This is a genomic window from Streptomyces abikoensis (assembly GCF_014648775.1).
Classification (GTDB): domain Bacteria; phylum Actinomycetota; class Actinomycetes; order Streptomycetales; family Streptomycetaceae; genus Streptomyces; species Streptomyces abikoensis.
Window position 1 is genome coordinate 66,139 of record NZ_BMRT01000009.1, and the last position, 21,697, is coordinate 87,835.

Below are 21,697 nucleotides of genomic sequence, written 5' to 3' on the forward strand. Positions count from 1 at the left end.
CGGCTCCCGAGGCCGGCTAACCCGCGTTCTGCCCCTCGGGGTTGCCGGCGAGGATGCTGTCGAGCGCCGCGGCGAGTTCGTAGTCGAAGTCGGCGACCGTGTGCTCCTCGCCGAGCGGGGCGACGCGGTCGGTGCGGTCGAGGAAGGCCACCAGCGGCGCCGCCCCGGCCCGGAACAGGGCTCCTTCGCCGCCCACTTGCAGCCGGATGAACACGTCCGACAGGTGCTGGGAGGAGGCGGGGGCGATGTGCACATCGCCCTCGCCGGAGGGCTGGCTCAGCCCGTCGAGGAGCAGCTCCCTGGCGAAGGCCCATGTCACGGGCGCGTCGCCGGGGAGGTGGAAGGTGAACTTCACCGCGTACGGGTCGCTGCTGTCGTAGCCCAGCTCCACCGGGATCCGGAAGGACAGCTCCTCGGAGACGAGGAAGGTCATGACCACTTCTGCCTGAACTGTGTCGCGCATCGCCCAATGCCCCGTCTTCGTCGGTTTGGCAGGGATTGAAGCCTGATGGCCCCAATGACGCCATAGTCTGACAAGAACGCCCGGTGGATCACAAGGAGTGATTTTCCAGTTACTCATGGAGACCGAGGGTGAGCATACGAGCTCTCCGACTCTGGAGCGTAGCGACTCGACTACGGGGTGGAGTCGTAACAGGGGATTTGCCACCACGGACCGGCCGAGAACTGGCCAAAGTGGCCCGAGGGCGCACGGATTACCGTAGGGGCGGTGCCCCCGGCGTTCACGTTGACGGAGGAATGTTGACGGGAGAGATAACTCCTCGCCTTCCGCTTCGTTGAGTTGACCAGCGGGCACCGGACGGTGGCGTGGGCGACGTCGCCTGCCCGGTGGGCGCTGCCCGGGCGTCCCCCTCGCCCGGGACGGCCGACTCCTACCAGTCGCCCTTCGACGAGGAGGACGACGTGAACTTCTTGACGACGAAGATCAGGCCGGCGACCAGCGCGACCAGCAGCAGGGCCTTGAAGAGCAGGCTGATGACAAAGCCGAGCAGGCTCATGATCAGGCTGCCGAACACCACCAGCACGAGAACCGGCACCGCGACCCAGGTCACCCACCAGGGCAGTCCCGCGAATATCCCCTTCTCAGCCATCTCGACTCCTGATCTCCGCATCACGCGTGGATTCACACGCTCTTGTCACGTCATGGCCGCCGCGCGGACGGGAATGAATGCCCCGCCGTGATTCACCGGCCGTCCGGAGCGGAATACCCCGGCCTGTTCTCGATGCTAGGCCCGGGGAGCGGCCCGACAGGGGCCCGACAGCCCCCGTAGACCCCTGAACGGCCCCCTACGGGATTCCGGGGCGGAGGTCAGCTCTCCGGTGGAGAGAAGACGACGAGGACCCGGAGATCCTCGCTGATGTGGTGGAACTTGTGGGGCGTCCCGGCCGGTACGTACACCACGCTCCCGCGCCCGACGGTGGTGGTCTCCGTGCCCACCGTGACCGCCGCCCGGCCGCTCACCACCACATAGACCTCGTCCTGGGCGTGCGGTCCTTGGGGGTCGGAGGCGCCGGCGTCCAGCGCGTACAGCCCCACGGACATGTTCCGCTCCCGCAGGAACTGCAAATACGCGCCGTCGTTCGCGACGCGCTCCTGCTCCAGCTCGTCCAGCCGGAACGCTTTCATTCGCCGTCCACTCCTCGCCGCTCGGCCCGGCCGGGCCGGTCGTGGTCCTCGCGCGCATCCCCGTCGGCCGCGCCCGTCTGCAACGATCTCACCATGAAGAATTTCGTAGTCAAGACGATCGCCAACGCGGCGGCCCTGGCTGTGGCCATCTGGCTGCTCAAGGGCATCACGCTGTCCGGCGAGAACACCGCTCGCAAGGTGGTCACGCTCTTCCTCGTCGCGCTCGTCTTCGGCGCGGTCAACTTCATCGTCAAGCCGGTCGTGAAGCTGCTGTCGTTCCCGCTCTTCATCCTGACCCTCGGCCTGATCACCCTGGTGATCAACGCCCTGATGCTGCTGCTGACCTCCTGGCTGGCGGACAGACTGGACCTGGCCTTCCACGTGGCCGGCTTCTGGTCCGCGCTGGTCGGCGGCGTGATCATCTCGATCGTGGCCTGGGCGATGCACGTCATCCTGCCGGACGAGAACGACTGAACCGCGGGATCCGACGGCGCCGGGCCCCGCGCCGGCGCCTCGGCCGACCCGTCGGGGCCACGACAGGAGGACGGCTCGAGCCTCCCCCCTCTTGGCTCGAGCCGTCACGGCTCCACGCTCGAAGAACCGCGCGAAGAACCGCGCGACCCAGGCTAGTTGACTCTGCGTCAGTGTCCAATCACCCTAGCGGCACAGCCCTATCGACTTATTTATAGTTCCTTCACGATCGGTGGCGGCATCACAGGGAGACGACATGGATCTGGCCCTTTTGCGCACATTCGTCACGGTGCACAGGGCCGGCTCCTTCACCCGGGCGGCAGCGCTCCTCGGCCTCTCCCAGCCGGCCGTCACCAGCCAGATCCGGACACTGGAACGCCAGCTGGGCCGACCGCTCTTCCTCCGCCAGGCGCGCGGGGTCCGCCCCACCACCATCGGCGACGAGCTCGCCCACAAGATCGCCCCGCATGTCGACGCGCTGCTGGAGATCGCCGAGGCCGACCTCGACGACCAGTGGGCCAGCCGCACCCTCCACCTGGCCGGCCCTCCCGAGTTCACCGCCCTGCGCGCCCTGCCCGCGCTCGTCCCCCTGATCGCCCGGGGCCTGGCCGTACGCGCCGCCCACGGCATGGCCGAGGAACTCTTCGAGGGCCTGTCCGACGGCCACCACGACCTCGTCATCGCCACCTCCCGGCCGCGCGGCCGACTGCTGGCCGCCACACCGCTCTGCGACGAGGAGCACGTGCTCGTCGCCGCCCCGCGCTGGGCGGCCCGCCTCGGCGGCCCGGCCGTCGTCCGCGACAAGGGCCTCGCGACCCTGGAACACCTGCCCGTGGTCGAGGTCCACGAGAGCCTGCCCTTCGTCTCCCGCTACTGGTCGGCCGTCTTCGACTCCAAGCCCCTGGCCGCGGGCACCGTCATCGTCCCCGACCTGCGCGCGGTGCTCTCCTGCGTCGCCGCCGGAGCGGGCATCGGCGTGCTGCCGCGCTATCTGTGCGGAGAGGCCCTGGACGCAGGCGAGGTCGTGGCGCTCCTGGATCCGCCGGTACCACCGCTGCGCACCTATTTCCTGGTCGTCAGGGCCGGCACGCTGGCGCATCCCCACCTCGCGCGGGCGCACGAGTGGCTGCTGCGCGCTGCCGTTTCCTGGTGAGAAGGGGTTTCACCCCGGGGCGTGCGCGGCAGATGTCCCCTATGACCGAACGGCCCGTGGTCAAACGCACCGCCCGCGCCATCCTGCTCGACGGCGAACCCGGCTCCGAGACGCTCCGGCTCGTCCTGATCAAACGCACCAAGCCCGGCGAGGCGCCCTACTGGATCACCCCCGGCGGCGGGGTCGAGCCCGAGGACAGCACCGTCGTCGCCGCCCTCCACCGCGAGGTGGACGAGGAGCTCGGCGCGAAGGTCGTCGATGTGGTCCCCGCCTTCGTCGACACCGTCTCCCACTCCCTCCACCACGCCGCCCACGGCGTGAAGGTGCAGCACTTCTTCGTCTGCCGACTGGCCTCGATGGACCTCTCGCGGCGGCACGGCCCCGAGATCGACGAGCCGTGCGGGACGTACGAGGTGGTGCGCGTGCCCTTCACCCGGGCGGGCATCGACTCCGTGGAGATCGTGCCGCCGTCCCTCCGGGTCTTCCTGCGCGCGAACATCGAGGGGGTACGGGCCCTCCTCGCGCCGGACCTGGCCTGACGCTCCTCAGCCCGCCACCGAGGCCATCAGCTCGTCGATCGAGTCGTGGCGGATCCGGTGCGCCGGGATCCCTATGCCGACCAGCGTGTCCACCCCGCTGCGGACCATCCCGGGCGGCCCGGAGAGATAGGCGTCGTAGGCGTTCCACGGACCGTACTTGCGGACGACCTGCGGCAGTTGCCCGCTCAGGCCGAGCGTGGGTCCGTCGGAGATCACTGGACGCACGGAGAGCCAGCGGTGCGACTTCTGCAGTCGCAGCATGGTGTCTATGTCGTAGAGGTCGTCATCATGACGGGCACCGTAGAAGACCTCGACGGGGCGACTGCGCCCATGCCGGACGACGTCCTCGACCAGTGCCTTGATCGGAGCGATGCCGGTGCCGCCGCCCAGACACAGCAGTCCGCTGTCGCTGCCGTGGTCGACGGTCATCGAGCCGGCCGGGGGGCCGAGCCGGATGACGTCGCCCGGCCGGGCGCGATGGACCAGCGCACCCGAGACCCAGCCGGCCGGCACGGCCTTGATGTGGAAGGAGAGCAGGCCGTCCTCGCGCGGGGCGCAGGAGAAGGAGTAGTGCCGCCACACGCGTGGCCACCAGGGCGTCTCCACGCTCGCGTACTGGCCGGCGAGAAAGGGATAGGGCTGGTCGGGCCGTACGGTCACGATGGCGACGTCCGGCGTGCGCGGCTCATGGCCGACGATCTCGGCCTGCCACCAGGGCGGCGAACTCCGCTCGTCCTCGGCGGCCGCGTCGATCATGATCTGGGAGATGGCGGTGTAGACCCGCACCCACGCGGCCTGCGTGGCGTCGTTCCAGGTCCGGGAGGCGTGGCGGGCGAGCGCGTCGATCAGGCACTCCCCGACGGCGGGGTAGTGGGTGGGGGCGGTGCCGTACTTCCGGTGTCCCCGGCCGAGTTGGGAGAGGTAGGTGGTGAGGATCGCGGTGTCGTCGGCGTGGCGGGCGGCGGTGAGCAGCGCCTTGAACAGCCGGTCGCGCTGGACGTCCATGGCGGCGGGGAAGAGGGCGCGCAGCTCCGGCCGGCGGACGAAGAGCAGGGCGTAGAAGTACGAGGTGGTCTTGTCGGCGACGGGCTCGATCTCAGCCAGTGTGCGGCGGATCAACAGGGCGTCGGAGGACGGTGAGCCGCCGGGTGACGGGGCCTTCCCGCTACCGGGACACGTGGGGGGAGCGGCGGGCGCCGGGGGCGATGCGGGGGCTCGGGGCGGGGCCGGGGGGAGGGGTGGGGCCGCGGGGAGAGGCGGGACGAGGGGTGGGGCCGGGCGGCTCGCGGGGGGCTCTTCCGCCGGGCGTTCGTGTTCCCGCGCGTGCGTGCGGTACGCCAGCGGCTGCCAGCGGTCGCCCAGGGGTGAATGGTGCTCCTGGACCGGGGTCCGGGGGCGGACCGCGCCGGGCGCCTCCGCGAGCCCCTCCCCCGCGGCCGGTGACCCACCCGGCCCGTCCGGCGCCGGTAACTCCTCCGCCTCCGCCGTCCATGGCACCTCGGCCGGGGTGAACCGGTTCCTCTCGCCTCCCTGTCCGGACGCGCCGCCATGGGTCGGCGGGGTGGTCGGAGCGTTCATGGTTGCCTCGCCTTGAGCGTTTCCCGGCCGGGCCGCGCGCTTCCGCCGAAGAGGGCGGGAAGGTTTCCGCGATTCCCCGCGCTGCTGATGAGTCGCTGTTCCCGTCCACGCAGCATGGCACCCCGGGTCCCCGATTCCGGGTGTCTTCCCGGAACTCCGGGTGATGGGGAGTCGGTTGAGGCTAGGCTGACCCGATCCGGTGCGGTGCGGGCCGACCGCACCCGCTCCTCCGGCTCACGGCCCGTGGCGGCTAGAGGCCGCCGCCGGCCAGCGCGTACGCCTCCCGGAGGTCGAGGCCGTCGTACGCGTGCGAGGCGATGCCCCGCACATGGTGGTCGGCGTTGACCGCGACCGATACCGGCACCGCGGCGAAGAGCCGGGCGTCCGACATCGAGTCCCCGTAGGCCACGCAGTCGGCGCGGCCCAGCCCGTACCGCTCGCAGAGCTCGTCGGCGATCCGCACCTTCGCCGAGGCGTCGAGGATCCCCGCCGGGTCCACCGGGTCGCGGAAGGGCACGGAGGGCCAGCGCGAGCCGTGGGCCGCGTCGGCTCCCCAGTCCAGCAGGCGTTCGACGAAGAAACCCGGCGACAGGGAGATCACCGCGCAGCGCTCGCCGCCGGCCCGGATGGCGGCCCAGACCTCCCGGATCCCGGCCAGCCAGGGTGCGCCCTCGAAGGCTGCCGTGACCTGCGCTTCCGTCAGCTCGGCCCAGAGCTCCACGGCCAGTTGGGCGAACCGGGACGGCAGCAGCTCCCCCATGGCGAAGGCCCTCTCCAGCTCGCCGATCTCCTTCTCCAGGCCCAGCTGCCGGGATATCTCGACAGCCGCGGCCGAGCCGTGGATGAGCGTTCCGTCCAGGTCGAACAGGTGCAGTCTGGTCATGACCACCGAGCCTAGGCGTTCGGGATCGGGCTCGGACGTCAGCGGCCGGCCGCCACGCGCCCCGCACCCTTCGCGTCAGCCGCGTCCACCGTGCCCGCCGCGTCCGCCGTGTCGGAGAGCACCGGCTTCGGCCCCGAGGCCACGATCCGCCCGCCCCGGCCCTCGCGCCGCTCCAGCGACGCGGAGAGCAGGGCGAGGAGCAGCGCGGCGGCGGCCATCCCGGCGCCGACCCAGTTGGGCGCGGTGTAGCCGAATCCGGCGGATATCACGAGGCCACCGAGCCAGGCGGCCATGGCGTTGCCCAGGTTGAAGGCGCCGATGTTGACGGCGGAGGCGAGCGTGGGGGCGTCGGCGGTCTGGTCCAGGACCCGCTTCTGGAGGGGCGGCACGGTGGCGAAGCCGAAGGCGCCGATGAGCGGGATGACGACCGCGGTCGCGATCTTGTCGTGGGCGGCGAGGGGCAGCAGGGCGAGCAGGATCGCGAGCCCGCCGAGGGCGGTGAAGAGCATGGGCATCAGCGCGCGGTCCGCGTACTTGCCGCCTATCAGGTTGCCCACCAGCATGCCGAGGCCGAAGAGGACGAGCAGCCAGGTGACGGACGAGGGCGCGTAACCGGCGACGTCGGTGACCAGCGGGGCCAGGTAGGTGCTCATGGTGAAGACGCCGCCGAAGCCGAGGACGGTCATCGCCATGGCGAGCAGCACCTGGGGGTTGCGGAAGGCGGCCGTCTCGCCGCTGAGCCGGGTCCGCTCGGGGCGCGGCTGGTGGGGCACGAGGGCCGCGATGCCCAGGACGGCGAGCACGCCCAGCCCGGCGATGATCAGGAAGGTGACCCGCCAGCCCGCGTTCTGGCCGACGAGGGTGCCCAGGGGCACGCCCACCACGGTCGAGGTGGTGAGCCCGGTGAACATCATCGCTATCGCGCCCGCCTTCTTCTGCGGGGCGACGAGCCCGGCGGCCACGATCGCGCCGATGCCGAAGAACGCGCCGTGCGCGAGCGAGGCGACGATGCGCCCGGCGAGCATGACCCCGAAGACGGGTGCGGCGGCCGAGATCACGTTCCCCGCAACGAACAGGCCCATCAGGGCCATCAGCATCGTCTTGCGTGCGACGCGGCCGCCGACGACGGCGAGAACCGGGGCGCCGACGACGACGCCGAGGGCGTAGCCGGTGGTCAGGAGGCCGGCCGTCGGGATCGAGACCCCGAAGTCCGCGGCGATGTCGGGGAGCAGTCCCGAGGTGACGAATTCGGTGGTGCCGATTCCGAAGGCGCCGATGGCGAGCGCCAGCAGGGCGAGGGGCATGGAGGGTCCTTCGTACGGGATCGAGGCAGGGGAGACCTTCCGGCCAGGTGGTTGTGGCCGACTTCTACCGGCCTCCACAATAATTGCAGACGCATTTACTTGCAAGCGCGGGCTATTGCAGAGGGGAGATACGCTGGTAGTGACCGCACGGCCACGTGCGGACGGCGCGCTCGGACGGCACACCCGGACGTCCCCGAAGGAGGGCTCACCCATGTCCCGCACCCTGGATCCCGCCCTGGCCGGCCTGGCGCAGGGCTGGTGCGCACTCTCGGCGCTGCACAGCCGGATCGAGGCGCACATAGAGCGCGCCCTGCAGAACCGTCACGAGCTGAGCGTGCGCGAATTCTCCGTGCTCGACGTCCTCAACCGCCAGCACAACGGCGAGGGCGGCCACCTGCGGATGAACGAGGTGGCGGACGCCGTCGTCCTCAGCCAGTCCGCGACGACGCGCCTGGTGACCCGCCTCGAGGACCGCGGCCTGCTGACGCGCTACCTCTGCCTCACCGACCGGCGCGGGATCTACACCGACGTCACGGACGCGGGCCGCGCCCTCCTCGAAGAGGCTCGCCCCACCAACGACGCGGCCCTGCGCGAGGCGCTGGACGAGGCCGCGAACCGGACCGAGCTCGCCCCGCTGGTCGCCGCGGTGGAGTCCCTCGCCCCCGCCGCCCCGTAACCACCGGCCCGAGGTAACCGCCGGCCCGAGCCACGCCGCCCCCTGTCGGCCGCCGGGCCGGTCGCACTCGGCGGCCCGGCAGGTCGCACTCAGCTGCCGGGGCGGTCACATCTCGCGTGCGCGCGCCCGTTCCCGGTGCGCCTTCTGACGGCAGGCCGCGGCGCAGTACCGGGCGGGCCGGCCCGTACGAGCGGCGGCCACCGGCCCACCGCATACGGCACACCGGGTTTCGTTACGGTCCGGGGCGGGATTCGCGGGGAGTTTCGTCACATGCCGCCCCGGTCGGAGGCTGTCGCACGCCAGCGCGGTCATCCTGCCCGGCGCCGTCCCCGGCCCGCGCCGCTGCTCCATCGACAGACACCCCACGAGCAGGGCCGTCACATCACCGACGGACACGTCCTTCCGTACCGCGCCTGCCTGTTGGGCCCGTTCCAGCAGGACGGCGAGAGCGTCCCGGAAGTCCGCCTCGACCCCGGGGGAGGGCTCGAAACTGCCCTCCAGCGCGTCGCACAGGCCCTTGTTCCGCACGGACAGCCGCACCACAGCCGCCAGATAGCGGTAGAACACCCGCCCGGGGTCTTCCGCGTGCGCCAACTCCCGCGCCGTATCGGTGAAGAGCCGCACCCGGTCCACGACCGTGGCCCTGAACAGGGCTTCCTTGGACGGGAAATGGCGGTAGACGGTCCCCGCCCCCACCCCGGCCCGGCGCGCGATCTCACCCAGCGGCACCGCCAACCCCTGCTCCTCGAAGGCCGATCGGGCTGCCTGGAGGACCAGCGCGCGGTTGCGGCGGGCGTCCGAACGCAGCGGCTGAGAGACCGGTGAGGCGGTCGTCGGGGTCCTGCGCCGAGCCATGCGCCTGGGTCTCCGGAGGGCTGGGAGGGAAACGGGATCGAGGTTCCGATTCTATCCGCGCGAATGAGCGAGGACCTGCAGCGCCATACCGGGACAAAAGCCAACGTGAAGCAGAAGCCGGGAAAACAAAGAGCCGCCGCCGGCGCGTGAAGCGCCGACGGCGGCTCGATGCGGTGACGCGGCCCGGCACGGCCGCGCCGCACGGTCAGCCGGAGATCACCGCGTCCCAGGCCTTGCTCGCGGCCGCCAGGGCACCGTCCTCGTCCGCGACCGGGACGCCCAGGGCGCGCAGCCCCGCGGCGAGCGCCGTCAGCGAGTCGAGCACGACCTCCCGGTCCGCGTCGAGGCCGTAGTGGTTGACCCGGATCATCTCCGTCGCCAGCGTGCCCCCGGCCGCCTGGACGGGCACGGACGCGTCGGCCGCCAGGGCGGCCGCCACGATGTCGCGGGCGTCGACGCCGTCGGGCGCGCGCAGCGTGGTGGCGACGGGCGCGGCGTCCTCGTCGCGAATGACGTAGGGCGCGAGGGCGCCCAGCGCCCGTACGCCCGCGCGCGTGGCGGCGGAGGCGGCGCGGTGGCGGGCGATCACGCCGTCCAGGCCGTCCGCGGTGATGCGGTCGGCGGCCTGCTCCAGCGCGAGCATCTCCAGCTGGGCCGGCGCGTGCGGGAGGGCGGCGCGGCCGCCGTCGATCCAGCGCTCCTTCCAGTCCAGCAGGGAGAGGTAGGAGCGGCGCGGCGCCTGCTCGTTGGCGGCGATGCGCTCCCAGGCGCGGGCGCTCACGGAGACGACGGAGACTCCCGCCGGGCCCGCCATGGCCTTCTGGCCGCCGATGACGCACAGGTCGACGCCCCACTCGTCGGTGAGCAGCGGCTCGGCGGCGATGGAGGCGACGGCGTCCAGCATCAGCAGGGCGCCGTGCTCACGGACGACCGCGGCGATCTCGGCGACGGGGTTGGTGTTGCCGGTCGCCGCCTCGGCGTGCACCAGGCTGACGAAGTCGATCGTGGGGTTCGCGCGCAGCGCCTCGGCCACCTGCTCGGCGGTGACCGCCCCGCTGAACGGCGCGCTCACGGTCACCACTTCGGCGCCGCAGGAGCGCAGCCAGCCGCCGAAGGTCTCGCCGTACGGGCCGGTGATGATGTTCAGCGCGGTGCTGCCGGGCCGCACGGCCGAGCGGATGCACGCCTCCAGCGGGAGCAGTGCCTCGCCCTGCATGGCGACGACGGTCTCGCGCGTGCGCATCAGCGCCGCGACCTTGTCCTCGATCCGAGCGAAGTGGCCCGCGCCGAGGGGCGCGAAGTCGAGCAGGTCCGGTGCGGTGTTCGCGGTCACGGTGCCTTCCAGGGGATGTCGCGCCGCGTCGCGGCGCCCGCCAATCTCCTGCCGACTCTACGTCCGCACCCCCGGCCATGCCGACAATCCGACTATCGCCAGCCACCCGTGTCGACGCCGCCCGGCACCGCGCCCCCGGGCTCGTAGGGCTCACGGGTGAAGACGAAGGTGCCGAGGTCGAGATGGCTCACCGTGCCGTCCTCGCGGCGCACGGCCCGCAGGGTCTCCCCCGCGTAGTAGCCGTCGAGCCCCGTCCAGGTGCCGTCCTCCTCGGCGCGGAAGCGCGCGGCGCGCCCGCCGTTGCCCACGGGGCCCAGGCGCAGCGCCCGGTCGGCTTCCAGGCGCAGGACGAACGGGGTGGCGCCCCAGTACCAGGGCCCGGTCAGCTCCAGCAGGGCCGGGTCCACGCCGTCGAGCGGACGCCAGGGCTCCGGGATCCGGGGCTCGTGCTCCACGACCGTGCGCACGAGGTCCGTCACGACGGGGACCAGGCCGAAGAACGAGGTGAGGTTGCTCAGCGCCACGGCCGCGACGCCCTCGGCGGGGTCGGCCCACAGCGACGCCACGAAGCCCGGCATGCTGCCCGTGTGCCCGCACAGGACCCGGCCGTCATGGCGCGTCAGCTGGAGGCCCAGGCCGTAGGCGCCCGTCCAGTCCGGCCCTTGGGGCTCGGTCCGCGGCGTCCGCATCTCCGCCACCGTGCTCGCCCCCAGCACCCGGTCGTCGCCGTTCAGCAGGAACTCCGCGAAGCGGCACAGGTCGGCGGCCGTGGACCAGAGCTGACCGGCGGGCGCCATGCGCCCGGTGTCCACCGCGGGCTCCGGGAGCAGCACGTCCGCCCAGGGATGCACGGCCCGGCCCTCGGCGTACGGCGCCTCGGGGCCGAGGGTCGTACGCGCCATGCCCAGCGGCAGCAGCACCTCCCGGCGCAGCACCTCGTACCAGTGCTCACCGCGCAGCCGCTCCACCAGCGCGCCGAGCAGCGCGTATCCGGGGTTGGAGTAGTGGTGCAGGCGCCCTGCGGGATGGCGCTGGGGGCGCTCGCCGAAGATGTCCGCGAGCTCGGGGCGCAGAGCGCCGTCCGTGCGCTCCCACCAGGGGCCGCGCGCCTCCGCCGCCAGTCCCGAGCTGTGCGACAGCAGTTGGGCGATGGTCGCCCGGCCGCCCTCGGGCGTGTCGAGGTACGTCCCGAGCGGCTCGTCGAGGTCGATCAGCCCCTCGTCACGCAGCCGCATGACGAGGACGGCGACGAGGGACTTGGTGATCGAGCCGATCCGGTACTGCGTGTCGGCACCGGGGATCTCCCCGGCCACGTCCCCCCGCCCGGCGGACCACACCATGCGCCCGTTCCGCGTCACCGCGCCCACCAGCGAGGGCGCACGGCCCTCGGCCTGGCAGGTGGCGACCCGGTGCAGCAGCGCGCGCCGGGTGGCCGGGAGGAGCTCGTCGAGGGGGGCGGCGTCCGGGAGCTCTTGCTTGGGCACTTCGCACGAGACAGTCATGTCCCGCACCCTAGCCAGGCGTTCTCCCCGGACACCGAAGGGCATCCACCGTTCCGATCAGGTCTGCGCCATGTCGACGAAACGGGAGTAGTGGCCCTGGAAGGCCACGGTGATCGTGGCGGTGGGGCCGTTACGGTGCTTGCCGACGATGATGTCCGCCTCGCCCGCGCGGGGCGACTCCTTCTCGTAGGCGTCCTCGCGGTGGAGCAGGATGACCATGTCGGCGTCCTGCTCGATGGAGCCGGACTCTCGCAGGTCGGAGACCATCGGCTTCTTGTCCGTACGCTGCTCGGGGCCACGGTTCAGCTGGGAGAGCGCGATGACCGGGAGCTCCAGCTCCTTGGCCAGCAGCTTGAGGTTACGGGACATGTCCGAGACCTCCTGCTGGCGGCTCTCGGCGCGCTTGGAGCCACCGGACTGCATCAGCTGCAGATAGTCGATGATCACGAGCTTGAGGTCGGCGCGCTGCTTCAGCCGGCGGCACTTGGCGCGGATCTCCATCATCGACAGGTTCGGCGAGTCGTCGATGAAGAGCGGGGCGGCGGAGACGTCGGGCATCCGGCGCGCGAGCCGGGTCCAGTCGTCGTCCGTCATCGATCCGGAGCGCATGTGGTGGAGGGCGACGCGGGCCTCGGCGGACAGCAGACGCATCGCGATCTCGTTGCGGCCCATTTCGAGCGAGAAGATCACGCTCGGCATGTTGTGCTTGATCGAACAGGCGCGGGCGAAGTCCAGCGCGAGGGTCGACTTACCCATGGCGGGACGGGCCGCGATGACGATCATCTGGCCGGGGTGGAGGCCGTTGGTCAGGGCGTCGAGATCGGTGAAGCCCGTGGGAACACCGGTCATCTCGCCGCTGCGGGAGCCGATCGCCTCGATCTCGTCGAGCGCGCCCTCCATGATGTCGCCGAGCGGGAGGTAGTCCTCGCTGGTGCGCTGCTCGGTGACGGCGTAGACCTCGGCCTGGGCCTTGTTGACGATGTCGTCGACATCGCCGTCGGCCGCGTATCCCATCTGCGTGATGCGCGTGCCGGCCTCGACCAGGCGGCGCAGGACCGCGCGCTCGTGGACGATCTCGGCGTAGTACTCGGCGTTGGCCGCGGTCGGCACCGACTGCACCAGGGTGTGCAGATACGCCGCGCCGCCGACCTTGGTGATCTCACCGCGCTTGGTGAGCTCGGCGGCGACGGTGATGGGGTCGGCCGGCTCGCCCTTGGCGTACAGGTCGAGGATGGCCTGGTAGACCGTCTCGTGGGCCGGACGGTAGAAGTCGTGGCCCTTGAGGACCTCGACCACATCCGCGATGGCGTCCTTCGACAGCAGCATGCCGCCGAGGACGGACTGCTCCGCGTCGAGATCCTGCGGGGGGACGCGCTCGAAGCCGCTGCCGCCGCGCTCCCAGGAGCCCTCGTCCCCCCGGTCGTGCTGCTCGCCGCGGCCCTTGCCGTCGCCGCGCCGGGAGCGGGGGAAGGGAAGCCGGTCACCGGGGCCGCCGTCGCCCCACGGGCCGTCGTCCATGGGCTCGGGAATGCTCACCCGGGCCACCTCCTCCCGTCCGCCGAGCGGACCTCGCCGTGCCACTCCTTCTTACGGCACGGCTCTGACAAATAGGACGCCCGACTCCGGTTCTTGCGCGTCGAGTTCGCGGTGGATTCGCGAGGGGATCGCGACGGACCCGTGAGGTCCGCGAAGCGATGACGGGAGCGGTGGACAGATGGCGGGCGCCGGTCCACGGTAGGGCCCCGGGCACCGTCAGCCAATCTGGTTATCCACAGGGCATGTGGATGAGCGGCCCAAGCCTGTGGAGAAGTCCCCGTAACCTGTGCACGGGCCGGGGGAAAGCACTGTGGACAAACACACAATCACCTCCACCGCAAGCCTCTGACCTGCAGCTTTGCCATCCACCGGCTGTTGAGGAGAAAAACTTTCCCCGTTGGCCCGAGATCACGACAAACGGCGCAGAGAAGATCGCGCACCACCCGCCACAGTAAGGGTCCTAAGCTAGATGCACTGATTACCTGTGGAAGATGGGAGGGACTCCGTGCCCCAGGCCCCCGCGCCCGTCCGGCCAGACGTCCGCCGGCACGACCGTGAGATCGTCGCCCTGTCCGTCCCGGCCTTCGGCGCCCTCGTCGCGGAGCCCCTCTTCGTGATGGCCGACAGCGCCATCGTGGGACACCTCGGCACCTCTCAGCTCGCGGGCCTCGGCATCGCCGCCGCGCTGCTCACCACGGCCGTCAGCGTCTTCGTCTTCCTCGCCTACGCCACCACCGCCGCCGTGGCCCGCCGGGTCGGCGCCGGTAATCTCCCGGCCGCCATCCGGCAGGGCATGGACGGCATATGGCTGGCGCTGATACTCGGGGCGGTGGTCACCGCCGCCGTGCTGGCCACCGCCCCGCTCCTCGCCCGCGCCTTCGGCGCCTCCGCCACCGCCGCCCCGTACGCCACCACCTATCTGCGGATCAGCGCGCTGGGCATCCCCGCGATGCTCGTCGTCCTCGCCGCCACGGGCGTGCTGCGCGGCCTCCAGAACACCAGGACGCCGCTGTACGTCGCCGTCGGCGGATTCGTCGCCAACGCCGCGCTCAACGTCGCGCTCGTCTACGGCGCGGGCCTGGGGATCGCCGGTTCCGCCTGGGGGACGGTCCTCGCCCAGTGCGCCATGGCCGCCGTCTACCTCACCGTCGTCGTCCGGGGAGCCCGGCGGCACGGCGCCCCGCTCCGGCCCGACGCCGCGGGGATACGGGCCTGTGCCCGGGCCGGTGCGCCCCTGCTGGTGCGCACCCTCTCACTGCGCGCCATCCTCATGATCGCCACGGCGGTGGCGGCACGGCTCGGCGACACCGACATCGCCGCGCACCAGGTCGTGCTCTCCCTGTGGAATCTCCTGGCCTTCGCGCTGGACGCCATCGCCATCGCCGGACAGGCGATCATCGGTCGCTACCTGGGCGCCGGAAACACCGCCGGGGCACGGGCCGCCTGCCGTCGCATGGTGCAGTGGGGCATCGCCTCGGGTGTGGTGCTGGGGGCCCTGGTCGTGGCGGGCCGGCACGCGTTCGTCCCGCTGTTCACCTCGGACCCGGCGGTACGGGACGCCCTGCTGCCCGCCCTGCTCGTGGTCGCCGTGGGGCAGCCGGTCGCCGGGGTGGTCTTCGTCCTGGACGGGGTGCTGATGGGCGCCGGGGACGGGCCCTATCTGGCCCGGGCGATGCTCGTGGTCCTCGCCGTCTTCGCCCCGGCCGCCCTGCTGGTGCCCGGCCTGGGGGGCGGCCTGACGGCGCTGTGGTGGGCCATGACGCTGATGCTGACGGCCCGGCTGGTGACCCTGTGGCTGCGGGCGCGCTCGGGCCGCTGGATCGTCACCGGGGCCGTACGGGGCTGAGGGCGCCGGCACCCCGCGCGGAGCGGGCCTGTGTGCCGGCCACCGCCTGCGCATTCGGTCGGCCCGCTCGGGCGAACATTCGGTCGACCCGATCAGGCGAAACGGTTCCGTGGAACGGCGGAAGGGCCGCACCCCTCGCGGGATGCGGCCCTTCACACAGCTGCCTGGTGCGAACGTCAGGCGGCGACGACCTCGATGCCGAGCTTGGCAACGACGTCGGCGTGCAGACGCACGGACACCTGGTGGGCGCCCAGGGTCTTGATGGGCGAGCCCAGCTCGACGCGGCGCTTGTCGACCTGCGGACCACCGGAAGCCTTGATCGCGGAAGCGACGTCGGCCTGGGTCACGGAGCCGAACAGGCGGCCGGCCTCGCCGGCGCGGACGGCAAGGCGAACCTTGGCGCCCTCGAGCTGGCCCTTGATCTCGTTGGCCTGCTCGATCGTGGCGATCTCGCGGATCTTGCGAGCGCGACGGATCTGCTCGACGTCCTTCTCGCCACCCTTGGTCCAGCGGATCGCGAAACCGCGCGGGACCAGGTAGTTACGGGCGTAGCCGTCCTTGACGTCGACGACGTCACCGGCGATGCCGAGGCCGGAGACCTCGTGGGTGAGGATGATCTTCATTAGTTGGTCACCCTTCCCTTATCGCGCGGACGACGTGTAGGGCAGCAGCGCCATCTCACGGCTGTTCTTCACGGCCGTGGCGACGTCACGCTGGTGCTGAGTGCAGTTGCCGGTCACGCGACGGGCACGGATCTTGCCGCGGTCGGAAATGAACTTCCGCAGCATGTTCGTGTCCTTGTAGTCCACGTAAGCGGTCTTGTCCTTGCAGAACGCGCAGACCTTCTTCTTGGGCTTGCGCGGGGGCGGCTTCGCCATTGTCTCTCTCCTGTGAATCAAGAAGTTTTGTGCTGTCGCCCTCGGGCCCCTTGGGGCCCGGGTCCCCGGGGGGACCTAGAAGGGCGGCTCGTCGGAGTAGCCACCGCCGGAGTTGCCGGAGCCGCCGCCCCAGCCACCTCCGCCGCCGCCCTGCTGGCCGCCGGACGGAGCGCTGGACGCCCAGGGGTCGTCGGCGGGAGCCCCGCCGCCCTGCTGGCCGCCGGGACCGGAGCCCCAGCCGCCACCACCCTGCTGGCCGCCACCGCCGCCACCGCCGAAGCCACCCTGGCCGCCGCGACCCGTGGTCTTGGTGACCTTCGCCGTGGCGTTCTTCAGGCTGGGCCCGACCTCTTCGACGTCGAGCTCGAAGACCGTGCGCTTGACGCCCTCGCGGTCCTCGTAGGACCGCTGCTTCAGACGGCCCTGCACGATGACGCGCATGCCTCGCTGAAGCGACTCGGCGACGTTCTCCGCCGCCTGCCGCCACACCGAGCACGTGAGGAAGAGGCTTTCGCCGTCCTTCCACTCGTTGGTCTGGCGGTCGAAGGTGCGGGGAGTGGACGCGACACGGAACTTCGCGACCGCCGCACCGGACGGGGTGAAGCGCAGCTCGGGGTCGTCGACGAGATTGCCGACGACCGTGATGACGGTCTCGCCTGCCATGGATGAACCTCTCGGCGGGTGTGCTGCTGGCTGCTTGCTACTCGTGGAGTTGCAGCCCGATTACCTCTGAACCTTCAGGTTCAGTGGGTCTCGGGACGGAGGACCTTGGTCCGGAGGACCGACTCGTTCAGGTTCATCTGGCGGTCGAGCTCCTTGACGACCTCAGGCGTGGCCTGCAGGTCGATGACCGAGTAGATGCCCTCGGGCTTCTTCTTGATCTCGTAAGCGAGACGACGACGGCCCCAGGTGTCGACCTTCTCGACCTTTCCGTTGCCCTCACGGACGACGGAGAGGAAGTTCTCGATCAGCGGGGAGACAGCGCGCTCCTCGAGATCGGGGTCGAGGATGACCATCACCTCGTAGTGACGCATGTGGAACCCACCTCCTTTGGACTCAGCGGCCACGGTCGATCCGTGGCAGGAGGGTCGTGATGCGTGAACAACGGTATCGGCGGACACTGACAATCAGCGGAAAGTCCCTGGGTTGCCCCTGGGACCGAAGCTGGGTCCGGGCAGACACCGGTGCAGACCGTACAGAGTACCCGCACTTCGGCGCGTGGTTGAAATCGGGCGACCCGGCCCCTCAGTCTGGACCGGACGGGTGTGACCGGCGCCATAGCGCGCCGCCTGCTTTCAGGAGGTGCCCCCATGACACAGGCAGCACGACAGCCCCGCGGGCTCCGCTCGCTGCTCAGCGGTGTGCTCAACAGCGACGGAAAGCCCCATCCCGTCGAGAACACCTTCGTCGCCGTGACGGTCGTGCTCGGTGCGCTCGCCTTCATCTCCTCGGCCTTCAGCAACCTCCACCTGCTCTCGTCCTGGAGCGGGCTCGTGGGCATCCTCACGGGGGCCTGGGGACAATTCATCTCGGCCACCACCGGCGAGCGCTTCCTGCTGATCATCGGGCTCGGCGCCTCGGCCATCGGCTTCTTCCTGGGCATGGCGCACGGCGGACTCTTCGGGGGTGTGATCGGATAGCGGACCGTACGCCCAATCGGGGCGCTCCCCTGTCGCAGTAGGCTTCGGCGCGAGAGCCGGAGCCCCGACCATGGGGACACACCTGCCGAGGAGCGCCCCGCATGAGCCTGACCCTGAGGACAATCAGCCGAGAGCAGCATCTGGCATACATCCAGAGCCTGCCCGCGGCCAGTCACATGCAGGTACCGGGGTGGGCCGATGTGAAGAGCGAGTGGCGCTCCGAGAACCTGGGCTGGTTCGACAAGACCGGCCAGATGGTCGGCGCCGGCCTGGTCCTCTACCGCCAGCTGCCCAAGATCAAGCGCTACCTGGCCTACCTGCCCGAGGGCCCGGTCATCAACTGGTACGCCCCGAACCTGCGCGACTGGCTGGAGCCCATGCTGGCCCACCTCAAGCAGCAGGGCGCCTTCTCCGTGAAGATGGGCCCGCCGGTGGTCATCCGCCGCTGGGACGCCGACGCGATCAAGAAGGGCATCGCCGACCCGGACGCCAAGCGCCTGCGCGACGTCGAGGCCACCTTCATCGAGCCGCGCGCCTTCGAGGTCGCCGACCAGCTGCGCCGGATGGGCTGGCAGCAGGGCGAGGAGGAGGGCGCCGGGTTCGGCGACGTCCAGCCGCGCTACGTCTTCCAGGTGCCGCTGGAGGGCCGCTCGCTGGAGGACGTCCACAAGGGCTTCAACCAGCTGTGGCGGCGCAACATCAAGAAGGCCGAGAAGGCCGGCGTCGAGGTCGTCCAGGGCGGCTACGAGGACCTGCCCACCTGGCAGCACCTCTACGAGATCACCGCCGAGCGCGACAAGTTCCGCCCGCGCCCCCTGAGCTACTTCCAGCGCATGTGGACGGCCCTCAACAGCGAGGACCCCAACCGCATGCGGCTGTACTTCGCGGTGCACGAGGGCGAGGCCGTCGCCGCCGCGACGATGCTGATCGTCGGCGGGCACGTCTGGTACTCCTACGGCGCCTCGGCCAACCACAAGCGCGAGGTCCGTCCGTCGAACGCGATGCAGTGGCGGATGCTGCGCGACGCCTACGCCCTGGGCGCCAGCGTCTACGACCTGCGGGGCATCGGTGACTCGCTGGAGGAGACCGACCACCTCTTCGGCCTGATCCAGTTCAAGGTCGGCACGGGCGGTCAGGCGGCGGAGTACCTCGGCGAGTGGGACTTCCCGCTCAACAAGCTGCTCCACAAGGCGCTCGACATGTACATGTCGCGGCGTTGATCCAGCAGCTCCAACCACACTCAGGGAAAGGTTCCGGGACCGGCCATGGCGCTCACGCTCTACGTCGACACCGCGCGCTGGCGGGCACACCAGCAGTCCGTCATCCAGCAGTTTCCGGGGATCATCCCCGTCTGCAAGGGCAACGGCTACGGCTTCAGCAATGAGCGCCTGGCCGACGAGGTCACGCGCATGGGCGCGGACACCCTCGCCGTCGGCACCACCTACGAAGCGGCCCGGATCAAGGACTACTTCAGCGGCGACCTGCTGGTCCTGACGCCCTTCCGGCTCGGCGAGGAGCCGGTGCCGCTGCCGGACCGGGCCATCCGGTCCGTCTCCTCGGTCGAGGGCGTGCGCGGGCTGGTGGGCGCCCGCGTGGTCATCGAGGTCATGAGCAGCATGAAGCGGCACGGCATCAGCGAGGAGGACCTCCCCAAGCTGCACGCCGCCATCGAGGACGTGCGCCTGGAGGGCTTCGCGATACACCTCCCGCTCGACCACACGGACGGCGGCAACGGCGTCGACGAGGTCACCGCGTGGATGGAGCGGCTGCGCAACGCCCACCTGCCGCTGCACACGATGTTCGTGAGCCACCTCAAGTCGGAGGAGCTCCGCGAGCTCCAGCAGCGGTTCCCCCAGACCCGCTTCCGGGCCCGGATCGGCACCCGGCTGTGGCTGGGCGACCACGACGCCACCCAGTACCGGGGCGCCGTCCTGGACGTCACCCCCGTCGCCAAGGGCGACCGCTTCGGCTACCGGCAGCAGAAGGCCGCCGGTGACGGCTACCTGGTCGTGGTGGCCGGCGGCACCTCGCACGGCGTCGGGCTGGAGGCGCCGAAGGCGCTCCACGGCATGATGCCGCGCGCCAAGGGCGTGGCCCGGGCGGGCCTGGCCACCATGAACCGCAATCTGTCGCCCTTCGTCTGGGCCGGCAAGCAGCGCTGGTTCGCGGAGCCCCCGCACATGCAGGTCTCCATCCTGTTCGTGCCGAACGACGCCCCCGCCCCGCAGGTCGGCGATGAGCTGGTGGCCCATCTGCGGCACACCACCACGCAGTTCGACCGCGTTGTCGACCACTGATTCCACCCCCCGTGTGATGTGGCCGGGAGCCTGACTCAGGCGTCGTGGCTCCCGGTCCCCCAAGCGACGCGCGTACCCGCGGAGGGCTCGGCCTGCCGCTCGCGGCGCGCGGAGCCGAGGACGAATATGTCCGGCGCCCCGTCCAGGACGCCTCCGGAGGGATCGTCCGAACCGTCGCGGCGCACCACGTCCCGCTCGGGCTTGAGGATGTCCCGCACGACCAGCGCGCAGAGGTAGAGCGTGCCCAGCAGGTGGACGACGATCGCCAGTTGGTAGCCCTCCATCGGCAGCCCCTGGTGCTTGTCGCCGCTGCCGTTGTAGGCCAGGTAGAACCAGATGGCCAGGAAGTACAGGACCTCGCAGGACTGCCAGACCAGGAAGTCGCGCCACTTGGGCCGGGCCAGCGCGGCGAGCGGCACCAGCCACAGCACGTACTGCGGCGAATAGACCTTGTTGACGAGGACGAACAGCGCCACCACCAGGAAGGCCAGCTGCGCGAGGCGCGGTCGCCTGGGGGCCCTCAGCGCGAGGGTGCCCAGGCCGAGGCAGCCGAGGATCATCAGCAGCGTCGCGTAGACGTTGACGTCGTTCAGCGGGTCGCCGGTGCGCTCGGAGATGAAGAGCCAGAGGGAGCCGAAGTCGACCGGCCGTTCCTGGCTGAAGGTGTAGAACTTCGCCCATCCCTCGCGGATGTGGAAGCCCGTGGCGTCATGGGTGAACATGAGCGGCAGATTCACCGCCAGCCAGGCGGCGACCGCGCCGCCCGCGGCGGTAAGGAAGGCCCGCGACCGCCCGGCCCGCCAGCACAGCACGAGCAGCGGCCCGAGCAGCAGCACGGGATACAGCTTCGCGGCGGCCGCCAGGCCGATCAGCAGGCCCGACAGCACCGTGCGCCCACGGGACCACATCAGCATGGCGGCGGCCGTCAGAGCGACCGCGAAGAGGTCCCAGTTGATGGTGGCCGTGAGCGCGAAGGCCGGGGCGAGGGCCACCAGCAGCGCGTCCCAGGGGCGGCGACGGTGCGTACGGGCCACGCACACCACGATGACGGCCGTGCAGGCCAGCAGCATGCCGGCGTTCACGAACCAGTACAGCTGCTCGCGGTGCTGGAGGCTTCCGCCGCTCGGCGTGAACAGCGCCGCGACCTCCATGAACAGCCCCGTCAGGACCGGGTACTCCAGATAGTCCATGCCGCCGCCGACGGACTGGGGAATCCGGTCGAGGTACGGGATGAGGCCCTGGTCGAAGCCCCGGCCGTTGTAGAGGTGCGGGATGTCGGAATAACAGGCGTGGGTGTACTGGGTGGTGGCGCCGAAGAACCAGCCGTGGTCGTAGCACGGCAGCTTCTGCACCATGCCGAGCGCGAACATCCCGATCGCCACGAGCGCGATCACCCGCACGGGTGTCCACCAGTGCGCACCGATCAGCGCACGCCGCCCCACCGGCCCGCCGATGAGCTCACTGCCGGCCGCGGCCACCTCGTCCTCGACGGTGGGCCGTACAAGCTGATCGTCCCGCGCGCTCCTCATGCCCTCATCCTGCCGTACCCGCCGTCACCCCC

23 protein-coding genes are annotated in these 21,697 nt (G+C 71.0%); 8 read left to right on the forward strand and 15 right to left on the reverse strand.

Annotation, left to right across the window (positions count from 1 at the left end):
* Positions 1-16: 16 nt before the first annotated feature.
* The 3 genes from IE096_RS25110 to IE096_RS25120 all read right to left on the reverse strand — a co-directional run bounded on the left by IE096_RS25110 (position 17) and on the right by IE096_RS25120 (position 1,645).
* Positions 17-463 (reverse strand): SsgA family sporulation/cell division regulator, encoded by a 447-nt coding sequence (locus tag IE096_RS25110; RefSeq protein ID WP_126915073.1) that lies wholly within the window; start codon positions 461-463, stop codon positions 17-19.
* A gap of 427 nt (positions 464-890) precedes the next feature.
* Complete coding sequence (locus IE096_RS25115) at positions 891-1,109, reverse strand: DUF5326 family protein (RefSeq protein ID WP_189455475.1); 219 nt, start codon at positions 1,107-1,109, stop codon at positions 891-893.
* Positions 1,110-1,327: 218 nt separating this feature from the next.
* Complete coding sequence (locus IE096_RS25120) at positions 1,328-1,645, reverse strand: cupin domain-containing protein (RefSeq protein WP_189455477.1); 318 nt, start codon at positions 1,643-1,645, stop codon at positions 1,328-1,330.
* Positions 1,646-1,738: 93 nt separating this feature from the next.
* On the opposite strand from IE096_RS25120, the gene IE096_RS25125 reads away from it, so the two are divergent.
* The 3 genes from IE096_RS25125 (at position 1,739) to IE096_RS25135 (ending at position 3,808) form a co-directional block, all read left to right on the forward strand.
* A complete protein-coding gene (locus IE096_RS25125) occupies positions 1,739-2,119 on the forward strand; it encodes a phage holin family protein (RefSeq protein WP_126915070.1) in 381 nt (126 codons plus the stop codon).
* A 253-nt stretch (positions 2,120-2,372) separates the two neighbouring features.
* Complete coding sequence (locus IE096_RS25130) at positions 2,373-3,269, forward strand: LysR family transcriptional regulator (protein ID WP_189455479.1); 897 nt, start codon at positions 2,373-2,375, stop codon at positions 3,267-3,269.
* A 41-nt stretch (positions 3,270-3,310) separates the two neighbouring features.
* Positions 3,311-3,808, forward strand: a complete 498-nt coding sequence (locus tag IE096_RS25135) for an NUDIX hydrolase (RefSeq protein WP_189455481.1) — start codon at positions 3,311-3,313, stop codon at positions 3,806-3,808.
* Between the two features lie 6 nt (positions 3,809-3,814).
* Here the strand turns inward: IE096_RS25135 and IE096_RS25140 are convergent, their stop codons facing one another.
* From IE096_RS25140 to IE096_RS25150, 3 genes are all read right to left on the reverse strand, one after another.
* Positions 3,815-4,927, reverse strand: coding sequence for a globin domain-containing protein (locus IE096_RS25140; RefSeq protein ID WP_373298202.1), 1,113 nt, complete (start codon positions 4,925-4,927; stop codon positions 3,815-3,817).
* A 709-nt stretch (positions 4,928-5,636) separates the two neighbouring features.
* Positions 5,637-6,269: an HAD family hydrolase gene (locus IE096_RS25145; RefSeq protein WP_189455485.1), complete on the reverse strand. Its 633-nt coding sequence runs from the start codon at positions 6,267-6,269 to the stop codon at positions 5,637-5,639.
* Between the two features lie 38 nt (positions 6,270-6,307).
* Positions 6,308-7,573, reverse strand: a complete 1,266-nt coding sequence (locus tag IE096_RS25150; protein WP_189455487.1) for an MFS transporter — start codon at positions 7,571-7,573, stop codon at positions 6,308-6,310.
* Between the two features lie 211 nt (positions 7,574-7,784).
* Between IE096_RS25150 and IE096_RS25155 the strand changes: the two genes are divergently transcribed.
* Positions 7,785-8,249: a MarR family winged helix-turn-helix transcriptional regulator gene (locus IE096_RS25155; protein WP_189455489.1), complete on the forward strand. Its 465-nt coding sequence runs from the start codon at positions 7,785-7,787 to the stop codon at positions 8,247-8,249.
* A 105-nt stretch (positions 8,250-8,354) separates the two neighbouring features.
* Here IE096_RS25155 and IE096_RS25160 read toward each other — a convergent pair whose 3' ends face one another.
* From IE096_RS25160 to dnaB, 4 genes are all read right to left on the reverse strand, one after another.
* Positions 8,355-9,104, reverse strand: coding sequence for a TetR/AcrR family transcriptional regulator (locus tag IE096_RS25160; RefSeq protein WP_189455491.1), 750 nt, complete (start codon positions 9,102-9,104; stop codon positions 8,355-8,357).
* Between the two features lie 205 nt (positions 9,105-9,309).
* Entirely contained in the window at positions 9,310-10,437 is a 1,128-nt protein-coding gene (locus IE096_RS25165; RefSeq protein ID WP_189455494.1) for a pyridoxal-phosphate-dependent aminotransferase family protein, read from the reverse strand.
* Between the two features lie 92 nt (positions 10,438-10,529).
* Positions 10,530-11,939: a serine hydrolase domain-containing protein gene (locus IE096_RS25170; RefSeq protein WP_189455495.1), complete on the reverse strand. Its 1,410-nt coding sequence runs from the start codon at positions 11,937-11,939 to the stop codon at positions 10,530-10,532.
* Between the two features lie 57 nt (positions 11,940-11,996).
* Positions 11,997-13,457: a replicative DNA helicase gene (gene dnaB / locus IE096_RS25175; RefSeq protein WP_189455818.1), complete on the reverse strand. Its 1,461-nt coding sequence runs from the start codon at positions 13,455-13,457 to the stop codon at positions 11,997-11,999.
* Between the two features lie 523 nt (positions 13,458-13,980).
* Between dnaB and IE096_RS25180 the strand changes: the two genes are divergently transcribed.
* Positions 13,981-15,321: an MATE family efflux transporter gene (locus IE096_RS25180; RefSeq protein ID WP_189455497.1), complete on the forward strand. Its 1,341-nt coding sequence runs from the start codon at positions 13,981-13,983 to the stop codon at positions 15,319-15,321.
* Positions 15,322-15,497: 176 nt separating this feature from the next.
* Here the strand turns inward: IE096_RS25180 and rplI are convergent, their stop codons facing one another.
* The 4 genes from rplI to rpsF all read right to left on the reverse strand — a co-directional run bounded on the left by rplI (position 15,498) and on the right by rpsF (position 17,233).
* On the reverse strand, positions 15,498-15,944 hold the full coding sequence (gene rplI, locus IE096_RS25185) for a 50S ribosomal protein L9 (protein ID WP_126915059.1): 447 nt from the start codon (positions 15,942-15,944) through the stop codon (positions 15,498-15,500).
* Between the two features lie 18 nt (positions 15,945-15,962).
* Positions 15,963-16,199: a 30S ribosomal protein S18 gene (gene rpsR, locus IE096_RS25190; RefSeq protein WP_004950692.1), complete on the reverse strand. Its 237-nt coding sequence runs from the start codon at positions 16,197-16,199 to the stop codon at positions 15,963-15,965.
* 75 nt (positions 16,200-16,274) lie between these two features.
* On the reverse strand, positions 16,275-16,862 hold the full coding sequence (locus IE096_RS25195) for a single-stranded DNA-binding protein (protein WP_189455499.1): 588 nt from the start codon (positions 16,860-16,862) through the stop codon (positions 16,275-16,277).
* An 80-nt stretch (positions 16,863-16,942) separates the two neighbouring features.
* Positions 16,943-17,233, reverse strand: a complete 291-nt coding sequence (gene rpsF / locus IE096_RS25200) for a 30S ribosomal protein S6 (protein WP_049719052.1) — start codon at positions 17,231-17,233, stop codon at positions 16,943-16,945.
* 276 nt (positions 17,234-17,509) lie between these two features.
* Here rpsF and IE096_RS25205 point away from each other — a divergent pair, with 276 nt between their 5' ends.
* The 3 genes from IE096_RS25205 to IE096_RS25215 all read left to right on the forward strand — a co-directional run bounded on the left by IE096_RS25205 (position 17,510) and on the right by IE096_RS25215 (position 20,136).
* Complete coding sequence (locus tag IE096_RS25205) at positions 17,510-17,839, forward strand: hypothetical protein (RefSeq protein WP_189455502.1); 330 nt, start codon at positions 17,510-17,512, stop codon at positions 17,837-17,839.
* 101 nt (positions 17,840-17,940) lie between these two features.
* On the forward strand, positions 17,941-19,059 hold the full coding sequence (locus tag IE096_RS25210; RefSeq protein ID WP_189455503.1) for a lipid II:glycine glycyltransferase FemX: 1,119 nt from the start codon (positions 17,941-17,943) through the stop codon (positions 19,057-19,059).
* Between the two features lie 45 nt (positions 19,060-19,104).
* Positions 19,105-20,136 (forward strand): alanine racemase, encoded by a 1,032-nt coding sequence (locus IE096_RS25215; RefSeq protein WP_126915054.1) that lies wholly within the window; start codon positions 19,105-19,107, stop codon positions 20,134-20,136.
* Between the two features lie 35 nt (positions 20,137-20,171).
* Here the strand turns inward: IE096_RS25215 and IE096_RS25220 are convergent, their stop codons facing one another.
* Positions 20,172-21,665 carry a glycosyltransferase family 87 protein gene (locus IE096_RS25220; protein WP_189455505.1) on the reverse strand — a complete coding sequence of 498 codons (1,494 nt, stop codon included), beginning with the start codon at positions 21,663-21,665 and terminating at the stop codon, positions 20,172-20,174.
* Positions 21,666-21,697 lie beyond the last annotated feature (32 nt).

Coding starts and splice junctions, on each gene's coding strand:
- IE096_RS25110 (WP_126915073.1), bottom strand. CDS start 463: ATGCGCGACACAGTTCAGGCAGAAGTGGTCATGACCTTCCTCGTCTCC.
- IE096_RS25115 (WP_189455475.1), bottom strand. CDS start 1,109: ATGGCTGAGAAGGGGATATTCGCGGGACTGCCCTGGTGGGTGACCTGG.
- IE096_RS25120 (WP_189455477.1), bottom strand. CDS start 1,645: ATGAAAGCGTTCCGGCTGGACGAGCTGGAGCAGGAGCGCGTCGCGAAC.
- IE096_RS25125 (WP_126915070.1), top strand. CDS start 1,739: ATGAAGAATTTCGTAGTCAAGACGATCGCCAACGCGGCGGCCCTGGCT.
- IE096_RS25130 (WP_189455479.1), top strand. CDS start 2,373: ATGGATCTGGCCCTTTTGCGCACATTCGTCACGGTGCACAGGGCCGGC.
- IE096_RS25135 (WP_189455481.1), top strand. CDS start 3,311: ATGACCGAACGGCCCGTGGTCAAACGCACCGCCCGCGCCATCCTGCTC.
- IE096_RS25145 (WP_189455485.1), bottom strand. CDS start 6,269: ATGACCAGACTGCACCTGTTCGACCTGGACGGAACGCTCATCCACGGC.
- IE096_RS25150 (WP_189455487.1), bottom strand. CDS start 7,573: ATGCCCCTCGCCCTGCTGGCGCTCGCCATCGGCGCCTTCGGAATCGGC.
- IE096_RS25155 (WP_189455489.1), top strand. CDS start 7,785: ATGTCCCGCACCCTGGATCCCGCCCTGGCCGGCCTGGCGCAGGGCTGG.
- IE096_RS25160 (WP_189455491.1), bottom strand. CDS start 9,104: ATGGCTCGGCGCAGGACCCCGACGACCGCCTCACCGGTCTCTCAGCCG.
- IE096_RS25170 (WP_189455495.1), bottom strand. CDS start 11,939: ATGACTGTCTCGTGCGAAGTGCCCAAGCAAGAGCTCCCGGACGCCGCC.
- dnaB (WP_189455818.1), bottom strand. CDS start 13,457: ATGGACGACGGCCCGTGGGGCGACGGCGGCCCCGGTGACCGGCTTCCC.
- rplI (WP_126915059.1), bottom strand. CDS start 15,944: ATGAAGATCATCCTCACCCACGAGGTCTCCGGCCTCGGCATCGCCGGT.
- rpsR (WP_004950692.1), bottom strand. CDS start 16,199: ATGGCGAAGCCGCCCCCGCGCAAGCCCAAGAAGAAGGTCTGCGCGTTC.
- IE096_RS25195 (WP_189455499.1), bottom strand. CDS start 16,862: ATGGCAGGCGAGACCGTCATCACGGTCGTCGGCAATCTCGTCGACGAC.
- rpsF (WP_049719052.1), bottom strand. CDS start 17,233: ATGCGTCACTACGAGGTGATGGTCATCCTCGACCCCGATCTCGAGGAG.
- IE096_RS25205 (WP_189455502.1), top strand. CDS start 17,510: ATGACACAGGCAGCACGACAGCCCCGCGGGCTCCGCTCGCTGCTCAGC.
- IE096_RS25210 (WP_189455503.1), top strand. CDS start 17,941: ATGAGCCTGACCCTGAGGACAATCAGCCGAGAGCAGCATCTGGCATAC.
- IE096_RS25215 (WP_126915054.1), top strand. CDS start 19,105: ATGGCGCTCACGCTCTACGTCGACACCGCGCGCTGGCGGGCACACCAG.
- IE096_RS25220 (WP_189455505.1), bottom strand. CDS start 21,665: ATGAGGAGCGCGCGGGACGATCAGCTTGTACGGCCCACCGTCGAGGAC.